Origin of the sequence: Hymenobacter koreensis (genome assembly GCF_039541855.1) — a bacterium.
GTDB lineage: Bacteria > Bacteroidota > Bacteroidia > Cytophagales > Hymenobacteraceae > Solirubrum > Solirubrum koreensis.
This window is the reverse complement of the sequence record NZ_BAABHA010000002.1, coordinates 1,041,863-1,061,579: the sequence shown is the minus strand read 5'-3', so window position 1 is coordinate 1,061,579 and position 19,717 is coordinate 1,041,863. Positions and strand designations below refer to the sequence as shown.

Genomic DNA, 19,717 nt, shown 5'->3' with positions numbered 1-19,717 from the left:
CCCTTTTTGTTTGGGCCTAGAGGTGCATGTACTGCCGCTCGGCAAGCTCCTTACTGGGTTTCGGCGTTTCGGGGTGTTGTGCCAGCAGCTCCAGCACCCGCTCGGGGGTGAGGCCGCGAAAGTCCGGGATGACCTGCATGGGGGCCTGAAACTGTTCTGCCTTCAAGGCGCTACTAATAGTAATGCAGCGCATCTTGGCTTTGTAGGCGGCCTGCTCGCCCAGGAGGGCGTCTTCGAACACCACGCAGCGCTCCGGCGGCACGCCGAGCTTGCGGGCCGTAACGGTGAAGGTGTCGGCGTGAGGCTTGCCTTTGTCCACGTCTTCTTTGCCGATGACGACATCGAAGTAGCGGCGCAGGTCCAGGTGGTCGATGATGTAGCTGATGGTTTCAGGCGGGGAGCCGGTGCCTAGTCCGATTTTGAAGCCAGCGGCGCGGGCGGCTTGCAAAAACGCCGTGAGGCCGGCGGTTTCCTGGCGCTTTTCCCAGTACAGCACGCGGTATAGGAACTCGCGACGGTCGGCGTACTGCTTGAGCTCCTTCTCCGGCACGGGGTGGCGGAATACCGTTTTGAGGATGTTGGTAGCCGGCATGCCGTTCAGGCGTTTAAGCAGCGTGAGGGCATTGGTGGTCAGGCCCAGCTCGCGAAACAGCAGCTGAAAGGCGCGGGCCTGGTAGCGGGTGTTGTTGATGAGCACACCGTCCATGTCGAAAATCAGGGCGTAATCGGGCATATAATTATGGGCATACGAAGAGGGAGAGATGAGCCGTCAGGAATGGGCAACCCAGAATGATCAGCCGGTAGGGCAAAGGGATGCCGCGCAATGCTTCTTAACGAGATGCACCCAAGCAGGCTGCATACGGCGACGGAGCATTGAGTGGCGGCACTCCATTGTCCCCCGAGCATTGATAATTATCCGTTGATCATTCTTCATTGATACGTGGTTAACTTTGCGGCCGCAAACTTGGCCGGCGCCGTGCGCGGAATGCCGGCCTGCGTTTTTCTATGCTAAAGAACTTTTGGATTGGTGCGCTAACGGCAACCGCTCTGTTGAGCGGGCAGGCCGCCGTGGGACAGGGCAAAACCAGCGCGGTACCCCGGCCTAAGCTGGTGGTGGGTGTGGTGGTGGACCAAATGCGCTACGACTACCTCTACCGCTACTGGAACAAGTACGGTAGTGGCGGCTTCAAGCGGCTGCTGGGCGAAGGTTTCAGCTACGAAAACACGCACTACAACTACGTGCCCACCTATACCGGGCCCGGTCACGCCAGCATTTACACCGGCGCTACCCCCTCGGTACACGGCATTGTGGGCAACAACTGGTACGTGCGCGAGACGAGCAAAGGCATGTACTGCACCGAAGACAAATCCGTGCAGGCGGTGGGCGGCTCGGCTGCGGCCGGACAACAGTCGCCGCGCAACATGCTTACCTCCACCGTTACCGACGAGCTGCGGCTGGCCACCAACTTCCAAAGCAAGGTGATTGGGGTGTGCATCAAGGACCGCGGCTCCATTCTGCCAGCTGGCCACGCTGCCACCGCGGCCTACTGGTTCGATAACACCAACGGAGCGTTTATCACCAGCACGTTTTACGCGCCGCAGCTGCCCGAATGGGTTAACCAGTTCAACGGCCGCAAGCTGCCCGAGCAGTACCTGAGCAAGCCCTGGGAAACGCTGCTGCCCATTAGTCAGTACACCGAAAGCACCGCCGACGACGTGCCTTGGGAAGGAGCGTTCCGGGGCGAAGACAAGCCGGTGTTCCCACACGATTTACCCCGCCTCAGCGGCCTGACGCCTGCCCAAACGCCGGCCTCGGCGCCGGCCGGTGGCGAAACCACAGCCACGGCCAAAGCGGCTAATCTGGACGTGATTCGCTCCACGCCTTTCGGCAATACGCTCACGCTGGATTTCGCTCTCGAAGCCATTCGGGCCGAGCAGCTGGGCCAGCGCGGCCAAACCGATTTCCTGGCCCTCAGCTTTTCTTCCACCGACTACGTGGGGCACCAGTTTGGGGTAAATGCCATCGAAACCGAAGATACCTACCTGCGCCTCGACCAGGACATTGCCCGCTTGCTGACTTACCTCGACAAAACCGTGGGCAAAGGCAACGCGCTGGTGTTTTTGTCGGCCGACCACGGCGCGGCCAATTCACCCGAGTTTATGCGCAGCATGCGCATACCGGCCGGCTCGGTGGGCCCGCGCATTATGCGCGACTCGCTGGAGCGCAAGCTGGTGCGCAAGCACGGCCCCGGCCCCTGGGTGCTGAGCTACGAAAATCAGCAGGTGTACCTGAACCGTCCGCTTATTGCCCAGAAGCAGCTGAAACTGCAGGACCTGCAGGAAGAAGTGGCCACCATCATGCCCACGTTTGCGGGCGTTACCCGCGCCATTACCGCCGTCGACTTGCAGAAGTCGCACTGGGAAAGCGGTATGCTCATGTACCTCGAAAACGGCTACTTTCCCAAGCGCAGCGGCGACGTGATGGTGGTGCTGGAGCCGGGCTGGCTGGAATCGTATGCCTTCCCGGTGAACAAGGGTACCACCCACGGCTCGGCCGGGGCCTACGATACCCACGTGCCGCTGGTGTTTTGGGGCTGGCGGGTGCCGCGGGGCGAATCGCACTTCCCGGCGCGCATCACCGACATTGCCCCCACGCTGGCCAGCTTCCTGCGTATTCAGGAGCCCGACGGCTGCACCGGAACGCCGCTGCAGGAAGTGCTCATCAAGAAGAAATAAAGCCGTTGGCCGCCAGCTGTTGGCTGATGGCCACACCGGCAGAACCACCCGCTCAATTTTCCTTCCATCCCTAAGCTAACAGCCAACAGCTGACAGCTAACAGCTACCTGACATGGCTCATTTTAACCCCTGGCACGACGTCAACTACGGCTCCAACGCACCGGAAGTAGTTACCGCCATTATCGAAATTCCGAAAGGCTCGAAGGGCAAATACGAACTCGACAAGGACAGCGGCCTGCTGAAACTCGACCGCGTGCTATTCTCGGCCGTGCATTATCCTGCCGCCTACGGCTTCATTCCACAGACCTACTGCGACGACAAAGACCCACTGGATGTGCTGGTGCTGTGCTCCGTGGACGTGGTTCCCATGTGCCTGATCGAGGCGAAGGTTATCGGCGTGATGCAGATGATCGACAACAACGAGGAAGACGACAAGATCATTGCCGTGGCCGCTAACGACGTGTCGATGAACCACTACAACGACATTTCGGAGCTGCCCCCACACACGCTGCTGGAAATGCGCCGCTTTTTCGAGGATTACAAAAAGCTCGAAAACAAAGAGGTTATCGTGGAGAAGTTCATGGGCCGCGAAGACGCCTACCGCATCGTGCAGAACAGCATCAGCCTGTACGACGAAACCTACCGCCACAAAAACCAGCAGGCCCAGCTTTCCATGCTGTAAGAGCTTGCGTGTTTTACGGAAAGCCCCGTGTAAGTACTTACACGGGGCTTTTTTATGGGCAAAAGTCCGGCTGAAAATGTTCAGCTACCCACAAGGTGCGTACACGAAGCCATTCTTTAGCGGTACATCCATGCCCCACCAAACGCCTGCCTCGCCCTGGCGCCGGTTTCTGTACGAAAACGGCCTCTCGCTTACCGTTACGCTACTCGTTCTGCTAAGCCTGGCGGGCCAAACCTTAACCGGCTGGCACGATTACAACGACGAGCTGAAGCAACTGGGCCGGGCCAAGCTGGAACTGCCCGCCTACGTTACCTCCGGCCACTGGGTAGAAGCCACCTTTGAGAACTGGGAAAGTGAGTTTCTGCAAATGGCGCTGTACGTTATTCTCACCGTGAAACTGCGCCAGAAAGGATCGGCCGAATCCAAGAAGCTGGACGAAGAGGAAGAAGTAGACCGGGAGCCCAACCCCTACAACGACGACGCGCCCTGGCCCGTGAAGCAGGGTGGGGTGGTGTTGTTTCTGTACAAGAACTCTCTCAGTATAGCCTTTCTGCTGCTGTTTCTGGGAGCGTTTTTCCTGCACGCCGTGGGTGGCACCGAGGTTTACAACATTGAGCAGCAGGCCCACGGCGAGCCTACCGTAGACGTGTGGGGCTACATGGGCACGGCGCGGTTCTGGTTCGAGTCATTGCAGAACTGGCAGAGCGAATTCCTGAGCATCGTATCCATTGTGGTACTGAGCATCTGGCTGCGGCAGCACGGCTCGCCGGAATCCAAGCCCGTGGATGCACCCCACAGCGAAACCGGGAAATAAGTTGCCCGGTGTTCGTTGTCAGTTGTCCGGTTGTTAGTTGCCAGGTCTGCAAGATTCTGTCTAACAACTAACAACTAACAACGAAAAACGAACAACCCGTTTACTTTTGAACGACTGCTTAAAACCGACGGGTGAGCGGGCCGGGAGCCGTATTTTGCGGCCGCTACCGGCGCTGGGCTGGTTTCTGGTCCATGCCGCACTCTTCCGCACCGACGTCGTTTTCTGCTCACCTGCGCCGTTTCGGCTGGGCGCTGGCCGATGCGCTGCTCTACGGTAACGGGCTGGTAGCGGCTTCGGCGGCGGCGCTTACGGCGGCTTCGGCCTATTACTGGCGGCAGCGCCTGCCATGGACGGTGCCAGCGCTGGTATTCGCCGCTACGCTGCTGGTCTACAACCTGAACGGCACCCGGCGTTACCGCCAGCAGTTGCCGCCCGGCGTCCCGGCCCGCCGCCGCTGGATTGTGCAGCACCGCGTCCTGCTGACAGGCGTGGTGAGTGCGTCGGCGGTAGTACTCGTAGCGCTGTACGTTGCTATGTGGCTACGCAACTCGTTTGCGGGGCAGCTTACGTGGTTTCTGGGGCACCTGGCTTTGTTGTCGTTGGCGTATTCCTGGCCGGTGCTGCCGGGGCGCCACGGTGGGCGCCGCCGCGGCCTGCGCGACGTGCCCGTGCTCAAAACCCTGCTCATCGGCTACGTGTGGGCGGCCGTTACGGTGTGGCTGCCGGCCATCTGCACGCAGGTTTCGCTGCTGAGTCCGGCCGGTGGGATGCTGCTGGCGCGTCGGTTCTGCTTTATTCTGGCCGTGGCCCTGGTGTTCGACCTGCGGGATTATTCCAAAGACCGGCAGAGCGGAACGCCCACTTTGCCGGTGCTGCTGGGTTTTCAGCGGGGGCGTTGGTTGGCGCTGGCTTGCGTGCTGGCCTCGGCGGCGCTGCTGTTGCCGGGCTTGTCGGTAATTGGGCAACTGGTGCTGGCGGTGCCCACGCTGCTTTCGGCCCTGGTTACCTGGTTTGCCGACGAAACCCGCTCCGACTACTATTTCGCCCTGCTTGCCGACGGCTTGCTGCTGCTACAGGCCGCGGCGCTGGTGGCGGCCACGCTGGCGTAAGTTCAGAATAGCTCGGTGGCGGTAAGCTCCTGCAGAGCCAGCCCGATGTAAGCCGGCAGCGCCCCCGCCGTGAGGCCGGCCTCACCGGTGTGCACAACAGCCAGGTCGGCAGCGCGGCCGTGGGCGTATACGCCCAGCAAAACGGCATCGAGGACGGGTAGGCGGCGGTCGGCGCGCAGGGCCGTGAGCAGGCCGGTGAGTACGTCGCCGGTGCCACCGGTGGCCAGGCCGGGGTTGCCGGTTGTGTTGAAGTACAGGTGCCCGTCGGGCGCGGCCAGGCAGGAGTAGGCGCCTTTCAGCACCACGTAGCATTGGTAGCGACGGGCAAAGTCGCGCAGCAGATCCAGGCGGTGGTAATCGTCTCGGGCCGGCTCGGTCAGGCGCTCAAACTCCTTGGGGTGCGGCGTGAGCACCGAGTCGGGTGGGAGCAGGTCGAGCAGGCTGCGGTTGGCCCCCAGCAGGTTCAGCGCGTCGGCATCGAGCACCAGCGGCTGATTACGGGTGGGGGCAGTACACAGTAATTCCTCCAATACGGCCCGCGTGTCGTCGTGCTGCCCAATGCCGGGGCCCATGCCCACGGCGGCGTACGCGGCGAGGTCGGGCAGTTGCGTGAGGTGGGTTTTGCAGTCGTCGGGCAGGCACATGGCTTCGGGTACGGCCGTTTGCACCACGCCGTAGCCGGCGGCGGGCACGGCCAGGGTCAGCAGGCCCACGCCGCCGTGCAGGCACGCCCGGGCCGCCAGTACCCCTGCGCCCACTTTGCCGCGGCTGCCCACCAGCAGCAGGGCGTGCCCGAAAGTGCCTTTGTGCGCAAACCGGCTGCGTTTGGGCAGGCGACCGGCTACAAAATCGGCATCCACCAGTGCCATGTCGGCGGCCACCTGCGCCAGGAAAGCGGGGTTGAGGTCGATGGAAACCGGGTGCCACTCGCCCACGAACGCGGCAAATTGCGGCAGCAGGAAGGCCAGCTTGGGCAGCTCGAACGTCACCGTATGCCGGGCCCGCACCACCGCGCTGCCGGCTGGCTGGGGCGCATCTGAAAGCAGGCCCGAGGGCACATCGATGCTCACCACCCGCGCCTGAGAATCGTTTAGGTGCTGCACCACGGCCGCCGCAAGTCCCGTGAGGGGCCGGTTCAGGCCGGTGCCAAACAGCGCATCTACCACGACGGTACCGGGTTCGATGGGCGGAAGCTGGTGCATGTCTAGGGCCAGTACGGGCACGGCCGGGGGCAGGCGTTGGCGGTTGGTTGTCCAGTCGGGGCTGTATTGTGCGGCAGGTAGCAGCCATACCTGCACGGAGTAGTCGCGCTGGTGCAGCAGGCGCGCTGCCACCAGCCCGTCGCCGCCATTATTGCCGGGGCCGCAGAGCACCAGAATCTGCGGTGGGTGTTTGAGGCCGAGTCGCTCCGTTAGCCAGTTGGTAAACGCTGTTGCGGCCCGCTCCATCAAGGCTTCGGACGGAATGCCTTCGGCGGCAATGGTGGCCGCGTCGGCTTCGCGGATTTGGGCGGCGGTGAGGAGTTTCATAAGGGCGGTAAACGACGACGAATTACTTACCGCCAGTACGCTATCAGCTTGATAATGGGTAAGTAGCCCCGCTGAAAATTCCAGCACCGTGTTAACGGCTTCGGGTTAGGCGAATCTGCTGCGTAGTGGTGGGCGTGGTCAGCCGGCATACGTAAAGGCCACCGGCCAGCGCTGCGCCGTGTAGCTGGGCGGTGTACCGTTGTCCGGCAACCAGTGGGCCATCGTGCAACGTGGCTACTACGCGGCCCAACCCATCGAACACCTGCAGACGTGCGCGTGCTGCGTCTGTTGCCAGCCCGAAGTGGATGGTGGTGCCGTTCGTGAAAGGCACAGGAAAGGCCATCAGCTCAGAGGTAGTGCTGGATAAGCTACTGGGAGAATTGCCTTGGCTGGGAGGCGTTGAGCGTATGCCCGTTTGGGCAAGAGTGGGGTATAGGTTTGTTTTAAGACCGGATGTAATTGGTGCGTACTTGATGATTACGGCATCGTAATAATGCGCGCCGTCGTTGGTGGTGCCCGATATGTATACGTTGCCCGAGCCGTCGGCCACAACGTTTTCGCCGCGGTCATCACCATTGCCGTAGCCATTAAAGGTTTTCGCCCAGAGCTTGGTGCCGTCGGAGTTGTATTTCAAGGTAGTACAGTCGGTGAGTGAGTTGTAGCTACCTGTTGTTAGGCCAGTCACGTAAGCGTTGTCGCTGGCATCTACCGCAACAGCTAAGCCCTCGTTTCGATTGCCGTATCCGTGGTAGCTGCCCCACAGCAGCATGCCCGTAGGGCTGTATTTTAGGGTGCCGTAGTAGCTGCCTAAATCACGCAGAGACAAACGGCCGGTCACATACACGTTGCCCACCGAGCTTACGGCAATGGCGTTGGGGTGCGAATAATAATCGTCTTCGGCACGGTAGTAATCGTACCATTGACGCGAGCCGCTCGAGTTGTACTTGACGGTGTAATAGACAGGAGTTGTTCCGCCATCTAGCCTCAGTGTGCCGGTTACATACGTATTGCCTGCAGCATCTACTGCCATGGCCCGGGTATTGTGGTGGCGGCCGCCGCGGGGGTATATGTGGCGTGCAGACCATTGATGGAAGCCATTCGGTAGGTATTTCTCGATTAAGTAAACCGTTTCTACCCGCCACGTGCCAACAGTTGCGGTTGTTTGTTCCACGCTGGTGCCGGCCACATACACATTGCCCTTTGCATCCACCCCAATACCTACCGGGTCATCGCCTTTGGTCGTACTGCCCCCGCGTCGTGCCCATTGCAGCACCCCGCTAGCACTGTATTTAAGGGTCATAAAGTCGTTGAAGGTATCGGTGAAAGGGTCGTTTCTCGACGGTGTCATGCCAACGATGTACAGGTTGCCGAACGCGTCTATGGTCATTGCTTCAGCTCGGCAGGTATAGCCGTTTGCGCCGTAGCGTTGAACCCATTGTTGCACCCCAGCGGCGTTATACTTCACGGTTGCAAATTCGTCTACCCCGAAGGGACTCTTCGATGTGCCTGTTACATAGACGTTCCCGTTGGCATCAACCACTAAAGCAGCGGGGCTGTCGTCTCCGTTGCCGGTGCCGTCGTATTCGGCCGTCCACTGCAGGGTGCCGGCCGCCGACACCTTGCAAGTGATGTAATCAACCCGGCCGCTGCCTAAATAGGTGTAGGTTATGTAGGCGTTGCCTGCAGCGTCCACTTTCATATGGACGCTTTTGTTAGGAGGAGATATAAACTCAGATGCCAGTCTTACCCCAACGGAGTGGTCGGTCCAGGCTACACGCTGCGCCAGGAGCGTAGTAGCTTGTAACAGGCCAACAAGTGAAACCACCAAAAACCAGCCGCCGCGGCGAAGCGAAGGGCCGCGCAAGTGCGACCAGGGAAACAAGTAAAGACCAGACATGACCGAGCCAAACAAGTGAATGGATAGCGCGTCGGTCTGCTGGACAACGAATTAAGAGGGGCTTAGGCCGGCGCCTTTTATTAAACATCTGGTTTTATCGGACCAATGTCAATTCGCTGACGCTAATGTTTAGCAAGAGTATAAACACCTCGGAATAAGCGCAGTGGGTGCAGAGGCCGGCGCGGCTGCCAGGAAGCGTGCTAGCGCAAGTTCCTTTTTGCGTTGATTAGGCCTCCGTTCTTCCACATGGTCATTACTTATGCATCCTCTTTTTCTCTTGACATTGGGCGTGTTACTCCTGGGCGCTGCCGCGTGCGAGTCGAACCAGCAGCCGGCCGAAAAGGCCCGCGACGCGCCAACGGCAGTGGCACCCCCGCGTACAACCCAGGCCGAAGCACAGGCAAGCGGCGGTTGGCACGGCGCGGTAGATACCACAAGGCAGGCGCCGGCAGGAATTGCGGTAAAAGGAAAATTACTGGAAGCCCGGCGCTGGACCGACGAGGCGGGTGAAAACGCGCTGGTGGTGTACCGAACCGGCCCGGCCGCGGAAAAGCGGCCCGAAATGGAGGGCGAGCAGTTCGTGGAGCTCTTTGCCCGGCAATACGTGCGGCCGCCGGGCGGGGCGTGGCGGGAGTTGTGGCGCCTGCAGGACGCCGTGCGCAAATGCCCGTTCGATATGTGGCTGGGTACGTTGCCGCGCTCCACCCGTATTACCGACCTCGACGCCGACGGCACTACCGAAACCACCCTCGTTTACAAACTCACCTGCCGCAGCGACGTGAGCCCCTCGAACCTGAAGCTGGTGATGCACGAAGGCCCAACCAAGTATGCCTTACGAGGCTACATGGTCGTGACGCCCGACTCGGTGCCGCTGGCCCAACGCATGCCAGCCAATGCCTGTTGCATTGATACGCTTGACCGCAAAGCCCTGGCCAACGATTTGTTGGGCTTCGCCGTTATGGGCCGCTACGAAAATGAAAAGGAGTTCCGCGCAGCTCCGCCCGCGTTTCTGCGTTTCGCTCGCCGGCAGTGGCAGCGGTGGGCGGCACAGGATCAGTACTGGCAGCTTGCTGATGCGGAAAACGACGGGGTTTATTAAACAAGCCGCGCCCGAAAACCGTTGCTACCTCACTAACCACGGGTTTTTACCCTTCATGCCATGCAAACCTGGGCCGATGTTATCCGCATTGCCAATAACGGCAACCCCGCTCCCGACCGCCGCGTGGAGAAAACCGACGCCGAATGGCGCGCCCAGCTCACGCCCGAGCAGTACCGCGTAACCCGGGAGCACGGCACCGAGCGCGCCTTCACGGGTGAGTACTGCGAGGCCCACGAGGCCGGCCTTTACGCCTGCGTATGCTGCGGCACCCCGCTCTACGACTCGCGCACCAAGTTCGAGAGCGGCACCGGCTGGCCGAGCTTCACGCAGCCGGTTAATGAAAACGCCATCAAGTACAAGAAAGACACCAGCTACGGCATGACCCGCGTGGAGGTGCTCTGCAACGTGTGCGACGCCCACCAGGGCCACGTATTTCCCGACGGTCCGGCTCCCAGCGGCCTGCGCCTGTGCATCAACTCGGCCTCGGTGAAGCTGGTGAGTGAGAAGGACGCGGCCAACGCCTAAGCCGCGTTACTGCGGCTGCCGGTACGGATCGAGCCTGGCGTTTTCCATGAAGCGCGCCGGACTGGCCAGCGCCGTAAAGCCGAACTGTTCGTACAAGGTGTGCGCGTCGCGGGTGCCCAGCATCCAGCGGCGCAAACCCTGCAGCTCGGGGTGCGCCATGATGTGCTGCATGAGCAGCTTGCTGAGGCCCTGCCCGCGGTAAGCTTCCAGCACGAACACGTCGCAGAGGTAGGCGAACGTGGCGCGGTCAGATACCACGCGGGCAAAGCCTACCTGCTGGCCATTGGCATCATACACTCCGAAGCACAACGAGTTACGGATGGAACGCTCCACCAGCTCGCGGCTGATGCCGGGCGCCCAGTAAGAGTGGTAGCTCAGGTAATCGTGAATCACGGCTATGTTAAGCCGGGCTGGGTCGGTGCTGATGGTGAAGGCAGAAGGCATGGCCGAAAGGAGTCAAATGCCTCGCAAAGTACACAAGCCCCGTATGATGGGAAGCAGCAGGTACGAGCCAGCCAGTTGAAATGAGGACGCCGTTATTGGCACTCGGCGGGCGCGGTGTACGTTTGTAATCCTATCGGCCTGCTCGGTCGCTTTTTCCCGCTCCCAATCCGCTTTCCCCATGTCACTTCTCTTCACCGATTTTGCCTCCTGGCAACAGCACTGCGCCCGCACCGGCGAACCGCTCTGGCAGCCCGTGCTGGACTACGAAATGGAGCAGAAAGGCCGCTCCGAAGCCGACATTTGGGACGGACTGCAACGCGCCTACGACGTAATGCGCGACGCCGTGCACACCGGCCTCACGGAAAACATGACCTCCCGCTCGGGCATGATTGATAACGGCGCCAAAAAGGTGGCCGCCTCGCCCGTTACCGTGTTGTCGCCGGAGTTCAAGCAGCTCATTACTCGCGCCCTCGGTGCCAAAGAAGTTAACTCCTGCATGGGCCGTGTGGTAGCCGCGCCCACGGCTGGCGCTTCGGGTATTTTGCCCGGCGTGCTGGTAACGCTGCAGGACCTACACCGGCTGGAAGACCGCAGCATTCTGGAAGGTCTGCTGGTGGCCGCCGGTATTGCCCTCATCATCGAGCAAAATGCCTCCCTGGCTGGTGCCGTGGGCGGCTGCCAGGCCGAAACCGGCAGCGCCGCCGCCATGGGCGCCGGGGCCATCGTGTACTGCCTGGGCGGCTCCGTCGACCAGTCGCTAGCGGCCGTGGCCATTACCATTCAGTGCATGCTGGGCCTTATTTGCGACCCGGTGGCCGGTTTGGTAGAAGTACCCTGCGTGGTGCGCAACGCTTCGGCCGCCGCCATTGCCTTCTCTTCGGCCCAAATTGCCATTGCCGGCGTCGACCCAGTTATTCCGGTTGATCAGTGCGTGCAGGCGCTGGGCGAAGTGGGGGAGAGCATGGAAACGCGCTACAAGGAAACCGCCCTCGGAGGCTTAGCCAACACTTCTCGCGCCCGGCAAATCGAGCAGAAAGTGCTTATTCAGGATATCCAGATTCTGCCTGACGAAGCCTCGGAGCTGTAAGCCTGCCTAGCTAGAAAAGACAACAGCATTCTTCAAATTCACGCAAAACAAAAGCCCCGCCGGTGTTCCGACGGGGCTTTTGTTTTGCGTGGCTAGGTAAAATTTAATTTCCCCTCAGCTTCTTGACGAACCTAATGAGGTAAGCAAGAAGTCAGGATTGAGCAAAGGCTGGATAGGCATAATGAACTCCGTTGATGCTTTTGCAGAGCATAAAATGTGGGTTTAAATAGATTTTACCTCCGGCGCTACCGTGAGCTTAGCCATAAACACCAAGGCTTCTTCGTAGCGGCCGCGTAGTTCGCAATACTGCTCCCACGCAGCCTGCCGGTCGGCAACCATGGCCAGGCCGTTACCGGCTAGCTGGCATTGCGCAACTGCTCCGCCGCGACGGCCGCCCCATGACGTTGCCCTTCGGCGTGCCCGTAGGTTACGAGTTCGTGCGCCCGAACGGGACGGTGGTAGCCGCCGTGGAGCTAATGGCCCGGGGCCGGGTGTGGTTGTCGCCTTCGCTTTCGCCGGAGGTAAAAGGGCCGGTGGCAGCGGCCGTTACGTCCATGCTCATGCAGCAATAAGATACTTAAATAGGTTCTCGGAACCCCACCCCCGTCCCACCTCGCTTGATGCGCGACATCCCGTAGGGAGGGGTGCCAGACGACTTCGTTGTTTGCCAGAACGCACCCCTCCCTACGGGGGAGGGGACGGGGGTGGGGTCCACGTACACAGAACAGGCCTGGAAATTGCTACAACCGGCTTGCGCAAACTGATTACGGCCGGGTACATGCCGGCCGTTTCGCGTTTCCTACTTTTTCGGGCGCTCCTTCCACAACTGCCGGAACGACTTAGGCGCCAGCTGCACGGCCTCACGGCGCTTGCTCCAGCCTACCTGGCCCAGCAGGCGGTCGAGTACCCACTTTTTGGCCGCCAGCGGGGCCAGGCCCCAGGTCCAGCGGTGCTGCATGCCGTAGAGCCAGAGCTTAATGCCGCGCTCCTCCTCTTTGTCGTTCAGGTGCTCGTTTACGGCTTGCTGGCGGTTGAGCAGCAGAATATTGTGAATGGGAATCTTGACCGGGCACACCGAGGTACAGGCGCCGCACAAGCTGGAGGCGTAGCTCAGGTGCTTGTTGTCGGCCATGCCGTCGAGGTGCGGGGTGATAACCGAGCCGATGGGACCGGAATAGGTGGTTTCGTAGGTGTGGCCGCCAATGTTCTTGTACACCGGGCACACGTTCAGGCAGGCGCCGCACCGAATGCACTGCAGGGCTTCGCGCTTGTCGGGTTGGGCCAGCAGGTTGGTGCGGCCGTTGTCGAGCAGCACCACGTACATTTCCTCGGGGCCGTCTTTTTCCAGCGGCTGACGCGGGCCCAAGTACACCGTGTTGTACACGGTAAGCTGCTGGCCGGTGCCGCTGGTGCTCAGCAGGGGCCAGAACAAGTCCAGGTCCTGCAAGCTGGGAATAAGCTTTTCGATGCCCACCACGGCAATGTGCGTGCGCGGAAAGGTGGCCGAAAGGCGGGCATTGCCTTCGTTTTCGGTTACGGCCACGCCTCCCACATCGGCCACCAGGAAGTTGCCGCCCGTAATGCCAATTTCAGCCGAAGTGTACTTGCCGCGCAACAGCTTGCGGGCCGTGTACACCAATTCCTGGGCGTCGTCGGTGGGCTTGATTTTCAGGTGCTTGACGAAGATATCGGCAATGTCCTTCTTGCTCAGGTGCATGGCCGGCGTCACAATGTGGTAAGGCCGCTCGCCGTTCAGCTGCACGATGTATTCGCCCAGATCCGTCTCCACCGACTCCACCCCGTTTTTCTCCAGGTAGCGGTTCAGGTGAATTTCCTCGGTAGTCATGCTCTTGGCCTTCACCACGGTACGGGCCCGCCGGCGCTGCACAATGCGGCCAATTTCGCGCAGGGCTTCCTCCGCGTTTTGTGCCCAAATAACCTTGCCGCCGCGCTTGGTGAAGTTCTCCTCCCACTGCAGCAGGTACTGGTCGAGGTTGTTGATGATCTGCGACTTGCGGTAAGCGGCGCGGGCGCGGGCCAGCTCATGGTCGCGGTACCACGTCATGCCCTGCTCCACGGCAGCGTTGTACTTGCCAATGTTGAAGCGGATTTTGCGCCGGTGCTCTAAGTCGAAGGCTTTCGAGTCGGAATCGGCGAGAAACTGGGTGGCTTTGGCAACGGTAGGCATGGCAGCACGAAGTCAACGGTGAGCGTATTTATGCAAAGTAAAGTGCGGAAACCCGACGAGAGTTCTTTCTCCTCGAACTTCCGTACGAAACGCACTGCTGCTATAGGGAAAAATTAAGGCTTGTTGGAGTCAACTGCCGGGCGTTGCTCGCGGTTCGCCAACTCCCAGGCCGTGTGGAAAACCAAGCGGGCGCGTTCGGCCAGCTTGTCGAACTCAATCTTTTCCACGTCGTCGGTGGCCTTGTGGTAATCCTGGTGCAGGCCGCTGGTGTAAAAGATGACCGGCACACCCTGGCGGGCGAAGTTGTAGTGGTCGGAGCGGTAGTACAGTTCCTCGGGGTCGTTCGGAACGTTATACCGGTAGTCGAGTTTGAGTTTAGTGTAGCGCGCGTTGGCTGCTTCGTTTACCGCGTGCAACTCAGAGGACAGCTTATCGGAGCCGATGATGTAGAGGTAGGATTCGCGAACGTTCTGGCTGGCGTCGTTGCGGCCGATCATGTCGATGTTCAGGTTGGCAACGGTTTGGGCCAGCGGCTGCACCGGCCGGCCGGTGTAGTATTCCGAGCCCAGCAGCCCGAGTTCTTCGCCGGAATTCAGCAAAAACAACACGCTGCGGCGGGGGCCGCGGCCTTCGGCTTTGGCCTGGGCGAAGGCCGCGGCCAGCTCCAGCACGGCCGCCGTGCCCGAGCCGTCGTCGTCGGCCCCGTTGTGGATTTTGCCGTCGATGATGCCGATGTGGTCGTAGTGGGCCGACACCACCAGCACCTCCTCCTTTTTGTCGCTGCCCTCGATATAGCCCAATACATTCTCCGAAGCTAGCACTTGCCGTTGCTGCGGAATGTCAACTGCGAAAGGCGCCAGTTTAAACGTAGCCGGAGCCGGCTTGCCCAGCCGGTAGCTTTCCGTTTCGTAACGCCGCATGGTCGCTATGTTCGCGCCCATCAGTAAGCTTCCAAGCGGCCCGGAGGTAATAATGGTGGTGATGTAAGCCGGCGGAGCAGCAGCCAGTTGGCTCTCGGGCGAAGGAGGAACCGGCAAAACCGGCGCGGCCAACTCACTCACGGGTTCGGCCAAAGGAGCCGCAAAGTCAGCTGCCAGGCGCTGAAAATCGGCCGCGGTGGCGTACGATACCACGGTTATGCTGCGGGCACCTTTGTCGCGGGCTAGCGCGGCCTTGCGGAAGGGGGAAGTCCAGATACTGGCTTGGCGGCTGCCGCTAAGCAGGTAGCGACCCAGGCCGTTCGATGGTTCGCCTTCCAGCACAATCACGTCTCGACCGCGCACATCGGGTTTGCCCGCGTAATCGTTGTAGGTTTTGGTTTCAATGCCGAAGCCCACAAACACCGGTTTCAGCAGCGAATCGGGCGAAAACACGGCGGTGCCCACGGCCACAAAGTCGCGCATGGGCTGAAAGGAACGCCCGCCTGCGCGTATCAACCCGTTGAGGTTGGGGGTAGTGCGCACCAGCTCGAACCGCTGCAAATAAGGATTGTCGGAGCCGGTAACGGGACCTTGAAGCCCCAAGGCAGCTAACTGCTTGCTTAGGTATTCGGCGGCCAGCTTTTGGCCTTTTTCGCCGGTGGCCCGGCCTTCCATTGCATCCGAAGCCAGCACCGTTAAGTGCTGGCGCAGGTCGGTGGCGGTAATGGTGGCGGCGTAGGCGGTGGGGGAGAAGGCGTCGGAAGCCGCCAGCACCGGACTGGCGGCGGTGGTTTTGGTCTTGATTTTAACCTTACTCTGGGCCACGAGCGGAATGCTGGTGCCGGCGGCAATAGCACCGACGAACAGCGCGGCAACGAGCGAAAAACGGAGCATAGGTACTGCTGATAGGAAACGCAACAACAAAGAAAGCGACAAAACAAACTGGCTGCACCCGCCCAAAACATATCGGGCAACGTGCAGCCAGTCGGCTTCAGTGAAAAACGAGTCGCTTATGGCTTATTGGAATCGACCACGATACGGTTGTCGCGGTTGACCAGCTCCCAAGCGGTGTGGAATACTAGTTTCGCCCGTTTCTCCAGCAGCGGAAACTCGATTTTCTCGATGTCGTCGGTGTCCTTGTGGTAGTCGGCATGGTCGCCGGTGGTGTAGAAAATCACCGGGATTTTGTGCTTGGCAAAGTTGTAGTGGTCGGAGCGGTAGTACACGCGCTCGGGGTCGTTGGGGTCGTTGTAGCGGTAATCGAAGTCGAGCTGGGTGTACTGCTTGTTGGCGGCCTCGTTAATGGCGTGCAGCTCCGAGGACAACTTGTCGGAACCCACCAGGCTCACGTATTGGTCGCCGGGCTTGTGGTTTTCGTCGATGCGGCCCACCATGTCTAGGTTCAGGTCGGCAACGGTTTGAGCGAGCGGGAAAATGGGGTTATCGGTGTAGTATTCCGAGCCGAACAGGCCCTTTTCCTCACCCGTTACCGTCAGGAACAGCACGCTGCGTCGGGGAGCGTGTCCTTCGGCCTTGGCCTGGGCGAAGGCCTGGGCCAGCTCCAGCACGGCCGCCGTGCCCGAGCCGTCGTCGTCGGCCCCGTTGTGGATTTTGCCGTCGATGACGCCGATGTGGTCGTAGTGCGCCGACACCACCAGCACCTCGTCTTTCTTGTCACTGCCTTCGATGTACCCCATCACGTTTTCGGTGGCAAACGTCTCGGTTTTGCGCGGGGCCCGAATGAGCACTTTGCCGGGCCGGAACGAAGCCTTAACCGGCTTGCCGGCCGCCGCCACGGCGGCCTGGTACTTGGCTACGGCCGCTTCTGAGGTGTTGAGCAACTCGTAGCCCAGGGGCGTAGAAACGAAGAAGGCCGACACCCGTGCGGGCTCGGCTTTGTCTTTGCCCAACGACAGGTTTTTGCCCGGCATGCTCACGCGGGCCTGCTGCAGGTATGGCTTAAAGCGCGTGAGGTTTTCGGTGAACTTGGCCGCGTTCGGGTTAACGAAAATAATGCTGCGGGCGCCTTTTTCAGTGGCTAGCGCGGTTTTAGCGCGCGAGTCCAGGCTCCACTTGCCAGGCTTGCCACCTTCGCCCAGCAGGGCTTTGCCGTCGGCAGTTGGTTCACCCAGTAAGGCTACTAAGTCCTTGCCCTTCACATCGAGGCCGGCGTAGTCGTTGTAGTCGCCTTGCTCAATGCCGTAGCCCACGAACACGGGCTGCAACGTGGTTTCCTGGCCAAACGGCGAGTCGCTGCTGGAGTAGAAGTCCGTCAGCCAGGTGTACGACTGCTTTCCGATTTGCAGCTTCATTTTCTCGGTGTCCCACAGGCTGCGCTCCAGCGTGAAGTGCTGCACGTAGGGGTTGTCGGAGTTGGCTACTGGGCCGGTGAGGCCCAACTCCTGAAACTGCTTGGCCAGGTAATCGGCCGCCATTTTCTGGCCTTTGGTGCCAGTTTCGCGACCTTCAAAGGCGTCGGAGGCTATTACCGAAAGGTGCTGGCGGAGGTCTTCCTGGGTGATGGAGCCGGCATAGGTAACCGACCAATCGGTGGCAGGTTGAGCCGGAGCAGCGGGCTGCGCCGTTTTGGTTTTAACCTTGACCTTGGTTTTCTGGGCCGCAGCCGGAGCTACCGAAGCCAGGGTTGCGCCGCTGAGGGCCAGCGCATAGAGTAAGGATTTGTGCATCGGGGAGGAGTGAGAAGCAAGCCTGGAGAGCTACGGCTAAAGTTTCGCGCAATCCAAGCTCCAAAAGTACGGCACGGGCGGCAGTTCTGCTTGCCAAATCGGGCGGCTTAAAAACACAATCGGCTGATTGTCGCGGAGCTTGGGGCCCTTGCAACAATCAGCCGATTGCTCATTTTAACAAAGCATTAGGGCTTGTTTGAATCCACCACAATGCGGTTTTCGCGGTTGGCTAGCTCCCAGGCCGCGTGAAACACAAGGCGGGCGCGCTTCTCCATCTTCGGAAACTCGATTTTCTCGATTTCGTCGCCGGCGCCGTGATAGTCATCGTGCACGCCGTTGAAGAAGAAGGCCACCGGGATTTTGTGCTTGGCGAAGTTGTAATGGTCGGAGCGGTAGTAGAAACGGTTCGGGTCCTGCGGGTCGTTAAAGCGGTAGTCCAGGTCGATCTGGGTGTACTGCTTGTTGGCCGCTTCCACAATGCTGTGCAGCTCCGACGATAGTTTATCGGAACCGATAACGTACACGTAGTCAGCTTTCCCCTCGTGCTCCTTGTCGGTACGGCCTACCATGTCAATGTTCAGATCGACAACGGTTTGCTCCAGCGGAAACACGGGGTGGTCGGTGTAGTACTCCGAGCCCAGCAGACCTTTCTCTTCGCCCGTTACGGCCAGGAACAGAATGCTGCGGCGCGGGCCGCGGCCTTCGGCTTTGGCCTGAAGGAAGGCCTGCGCCATTTCCATTACCGATACAGTACCCGAGCCGTCGTCATCAGCCCCGTTGTGCACCTGCCCGTCGATAATGCCGATGTGGTCGTAGTGGGCCGACACCACAATGATTTCGTCCTTCTTGTCGGAGCCTTCGAGGAAGCCCAGTACGTTTTCGGTAGTAAACGGCTCAATTTTCTTGGGCGCGTTCAGCGTCAGCTTGGCGGGCTTGAACTTGGTAGCGGCCGGTTTGCCTGCTTTGCTGGTAGCGGCGGCGTAGGCGGTCAGGCCGGCATCGGTGCTGCCGAGCAGCTTAGCGCCCAAAGCCGGCGACACAAAAAACGTGGCGGCGCGGGTGTTTTTCTTGTCGGCAAACGAAATGCTGGGCTTGCTCAGGTATGGCGCCAGGCGCTCGGCCGTTTTGGCGTATACTTCCTTGCCTCCGGTATTCACGAAAAACACGCTGCGGGCGCCTTTCTCGGTGGCCATGGCGGCCTTAGCGCGGTAGTCCATGCCCCATTTGCTGGGGGCACCTTCTTTGCCGAGCAAGGGTTTGCCGTCTTTTTGCGGCTCGCCCAGTAGTATAATCAGGTCTTTGCCTTTCACGTCGCCCAGGCCGGCGTAGTCGGAGTAGCCTTCCTGCTCAATGCCGTAACCGGCAAACACCGGCTGCAGCGTGGTTTCTGTTTGGAAAGGTGTGCTGCCGTAGCCGTAGAAATCCTGCATCCACTTGTAGCTCTGACCGCCTACTTTCAGCGTGCCGGTACCCGTCCAGCTGCTGCGCTCCATGCCGAACTGCTGCAGGTAGGGGTTGCTGCCTTCTTTAACTGGTCCCGCAAGGCCCATGGCCTTGAACTGCTGCGAAATGTATTCGGCGGCTAGTTTCTGGCCCGGCTCGCCGGTTTCGCGGCCTTCGAACTTGTCGGACGCCAGTACCGAGAGGTGCTGACGCAGGTCGTTCATGTTAATGGTAGCGCCGTACTCCGCGTTCCAATCGGATACCACGGGGGCTTGGCGGCCGGTAGCGGGGGCCTCGGTGGCGGCGGGAGTGGTGGCAGCTTCGGTTTTGGCTTTGCGCTTAACCTTTACCTTTTTCTTGGAGGGAGTGTCCTGCGCGCTAACCGACGTGGCCATAAGACTCGCGGCAAGCAGCAGTACCGGAAACAGTTTATTCGACATAGAGAGGCCGCCGCAACGGGCGACGGGAACGGAGGTGAGTGAACAAATGTGGTCAGCAACGGGACGCAGCCCGGAAGCCGGAGTTGCACCAAGATAACTCAGAAAGTGAGTTTGCGC

The 19,717-nt window shown here is 60.3% G+C and carries 16 protein-coding genes; 8 read left to right on the top strand and 8 right to left on the bottom strand.

The features are described 5' to 3' along the window. Positions 1-16 precede the first annotated feature (16 nt). Positions 17-733 (bottom strand): HAD family hydrolase, encoded by a 717-nt coding sequence (locus ABD903_RS07435; RefSeq protein WP_345222732.1) that lies wholly within the window; start codon positions 731-733, stop codon positions 17-19. Between the two features lie 272 nt (positions 734-1,005). On the opposite strand from ABD903_RS07435, the gene pafA reads away from it, so the two are divergent. The 4 genes from pafA to ABD903_RS07415 all read left to right on the top strand — a co-directional run bounded on the left by pafA (position 1,006) and on the right by ABD903_RS07415 (position 5,341). Continuing rightward, entirely contained in the window at positions 1,006-2,736 is a 1,731-nt protein-coding gene (gene pafA / locus ABD903_RS07430; protein WP_345222730.1) for an alkaline phosphatase PafA, read from the top strand. Positions 2,737-2,848: 112 nt separating this feature from the next. Further along, on the top strand, positions 2,849-3,418 hold the full coding sequence (locus ABD903_RS07425) for an inorganic diphosphatase (RefSeq protein ID WP_345222728.1): 570 nt from the start codon (positions 2,849-2,851) through the stop codon (positions 3,416-3,418). 130 nt (positions 3,419-3,548) lie between these two features. After that, positions 3,549-4,232 (top strand): DUF6766 family protein, encoded by a 684-nt coding sequence (locus tag ABD903_RS07420; RefSeq protein WP_345222726.1) that lies wholly within the window; start codon positions 3,549-3,551, stop codon positions 4,230-4,232. A gap of 191 nt (positions 4,233-4,423) precedes the next feature. After that, positions 4,424-5,341, top strand: a complete 918-nt coding sequence (locus ABD903_RS07415; protein ID WP_345222724.1) for a UbiA family prenyltransferase — start codon at positions 4,424-4,426, stop codon at positions 5,339-5,341. 2 nt (positions 5,342-5,343) lie between these two features. Here the strand turns inward: ABD903_RS07415 and ABD903_RS07410 are convergent, their stop codons facing one another. Next, complete coding sequence (locus tag ABD903_RS07410; RefSeq protein ID WP_345222722.1) at positions 5,344-6,870, bottom strand: NAD(P)H-hydrate dehydratase; 1,527 nt, start codon at positions 6,868-6,870, stop codon at positions 5,344-5,346. A 91-nt stretch (positions 6,871-6,961) separates the two neighbouring features. Next, positions 6,962-8,569, bottom strand: a complete 1,608-nt coding sequence (locus ABD903_RS07405) for an SBBP repeat-containing protein (RefSeq protein WP_345222720.1) — start codon at positions 8,567-8,569, stop codon at positions 6,962-6,964. A gap of 457 nt (positions 8,570-9,026) precedes the next feature. Between ABD903_RS07405 and ABD903_RS07400 the strand changes: the two genes are divergently transcribed. Further along, entirely contained in the window at positions 9,027-9,866 is an 840-nt protein-coding gene (locus ABD903_RS07400; RefSeq protein ID WP_345222719.1) for a M949_RS01915 family surface polysaccharide biosynthesis protein, read from the top strand. A 60-nt stretch (positions 9,867-9,926) separates the two neighbouring features. Beyond that, a complete protein-coding gene (gene msrB, locus ABD903_RS07395; RefSeq protein WP_345222717.1) occupies positions 9,927-10,391 on the top strand; it encodes a peptide-methionine (R)-S-oxide reductase MsrB in 465 nt (154 codons plus the stop codon). A 6-nt stretch (positions 10,392-10,397) separates the two neighbouring features. On the opposite strand, the gene ABD903_RS07390 is transcribed toward msrB, so the two are convergent. Then, the gene (locus ABD903_RS07390; protein WP_345222715.1) at positions 10,398-10,835 is read right to left on the bottom strand and encodes a GNAT family N-acetyltransferase; all 438 of its coding nucleotides are present in this window, start codon (positions 10,833-10,835) and stop codon (positions 10,398-10,400) included. Positions 10,836-11,013: 178 nt separating this feature from the next. Between ABD903_RS07390 and sdaAA the strand changes: the two genes are divergently transcribed. Continuing rightward, complete coding sequence (gene sdaAA, locus ABD903_RS07385; RefSeq protein WP_345222713.1) at positions 11,014-11,922, top strand: L-serine ammonia-lyase, iron-sulfur-dependent, subunit alpha; 909 nt, start codon at positions 11,014-11,016, stop codon at positions 11,920-11,922. 398 nt (positions 11,923-12,320) lie between these two features. Next, positions 12,321-12,494, top strand: coding sequence for a hypothetical protein (locus ABD903_RS07380; RefSeq protein WP_345222711.1), 174 nt, complete (start codon positions 12,321-12,323; stop codon positions 12,492-12,494). Positions 12,495-12,721: 227 nt separating this feature from the next. On the opposite strand, the gene ABD903_RS07375 is transcribed toward ABD903_RS07380, so the two are convergent. From ABD903_RS07375 to ABD903_RS07360, 4 genes are all read right to left on the bottom strand, one after another. After that, a complete protein-coding gene (locus tag ABD903_RS07375) occupies positions 12,722-14,110 on the bottom strand; it encodes a LutB/LldF family L-lactate oxidation iron-sulfur protein (RefSeq protein ID WP_345222709.1) in 1,389 nt (462 codons plus the stop codon). A gap of 113 nt (positions 14,111-14,223) precedes the next feature. Next, a complete protein-coding gene (locus tag ABD903_RS07370; RefSeq protein WP_345222708.1) occupies positions 14,224-15,924 on the bottom strand; it encodes a M28 family peptidase in 1,701 nt (566 codons plus the stop codon). Between the two features lie 116 nt (positions 15,925-16,040). Beyond that, positions 16,041-17,717 carry a M28 family peptidase gene (locus ABD903_RS07365; RefSeq protein WP_345222706.1) on the bottom strand — a complete coding sequence of 559 codons (1,677 nt, stop codon included), beginning with the start codon at positions 17,715-17,717 and terminating at the stop codon, positions 16,041-16,043. Between the two features lie 185 nt (positions 17,718-17,902). Beyond that, on the bottom strand, positions 17,903-19,600 hold the full coding sequence (locus ABD903_RS07360) for a M28 family peptidase (RefSeq protein ID WP_345222704.1): 1,698 nt from the start codon (positions 19,598-19,600) through the stop codon (positions 17,903-17,905). Between the last annotated feature and the right edge of the window lie 117 nt (positions 19,601-19,717).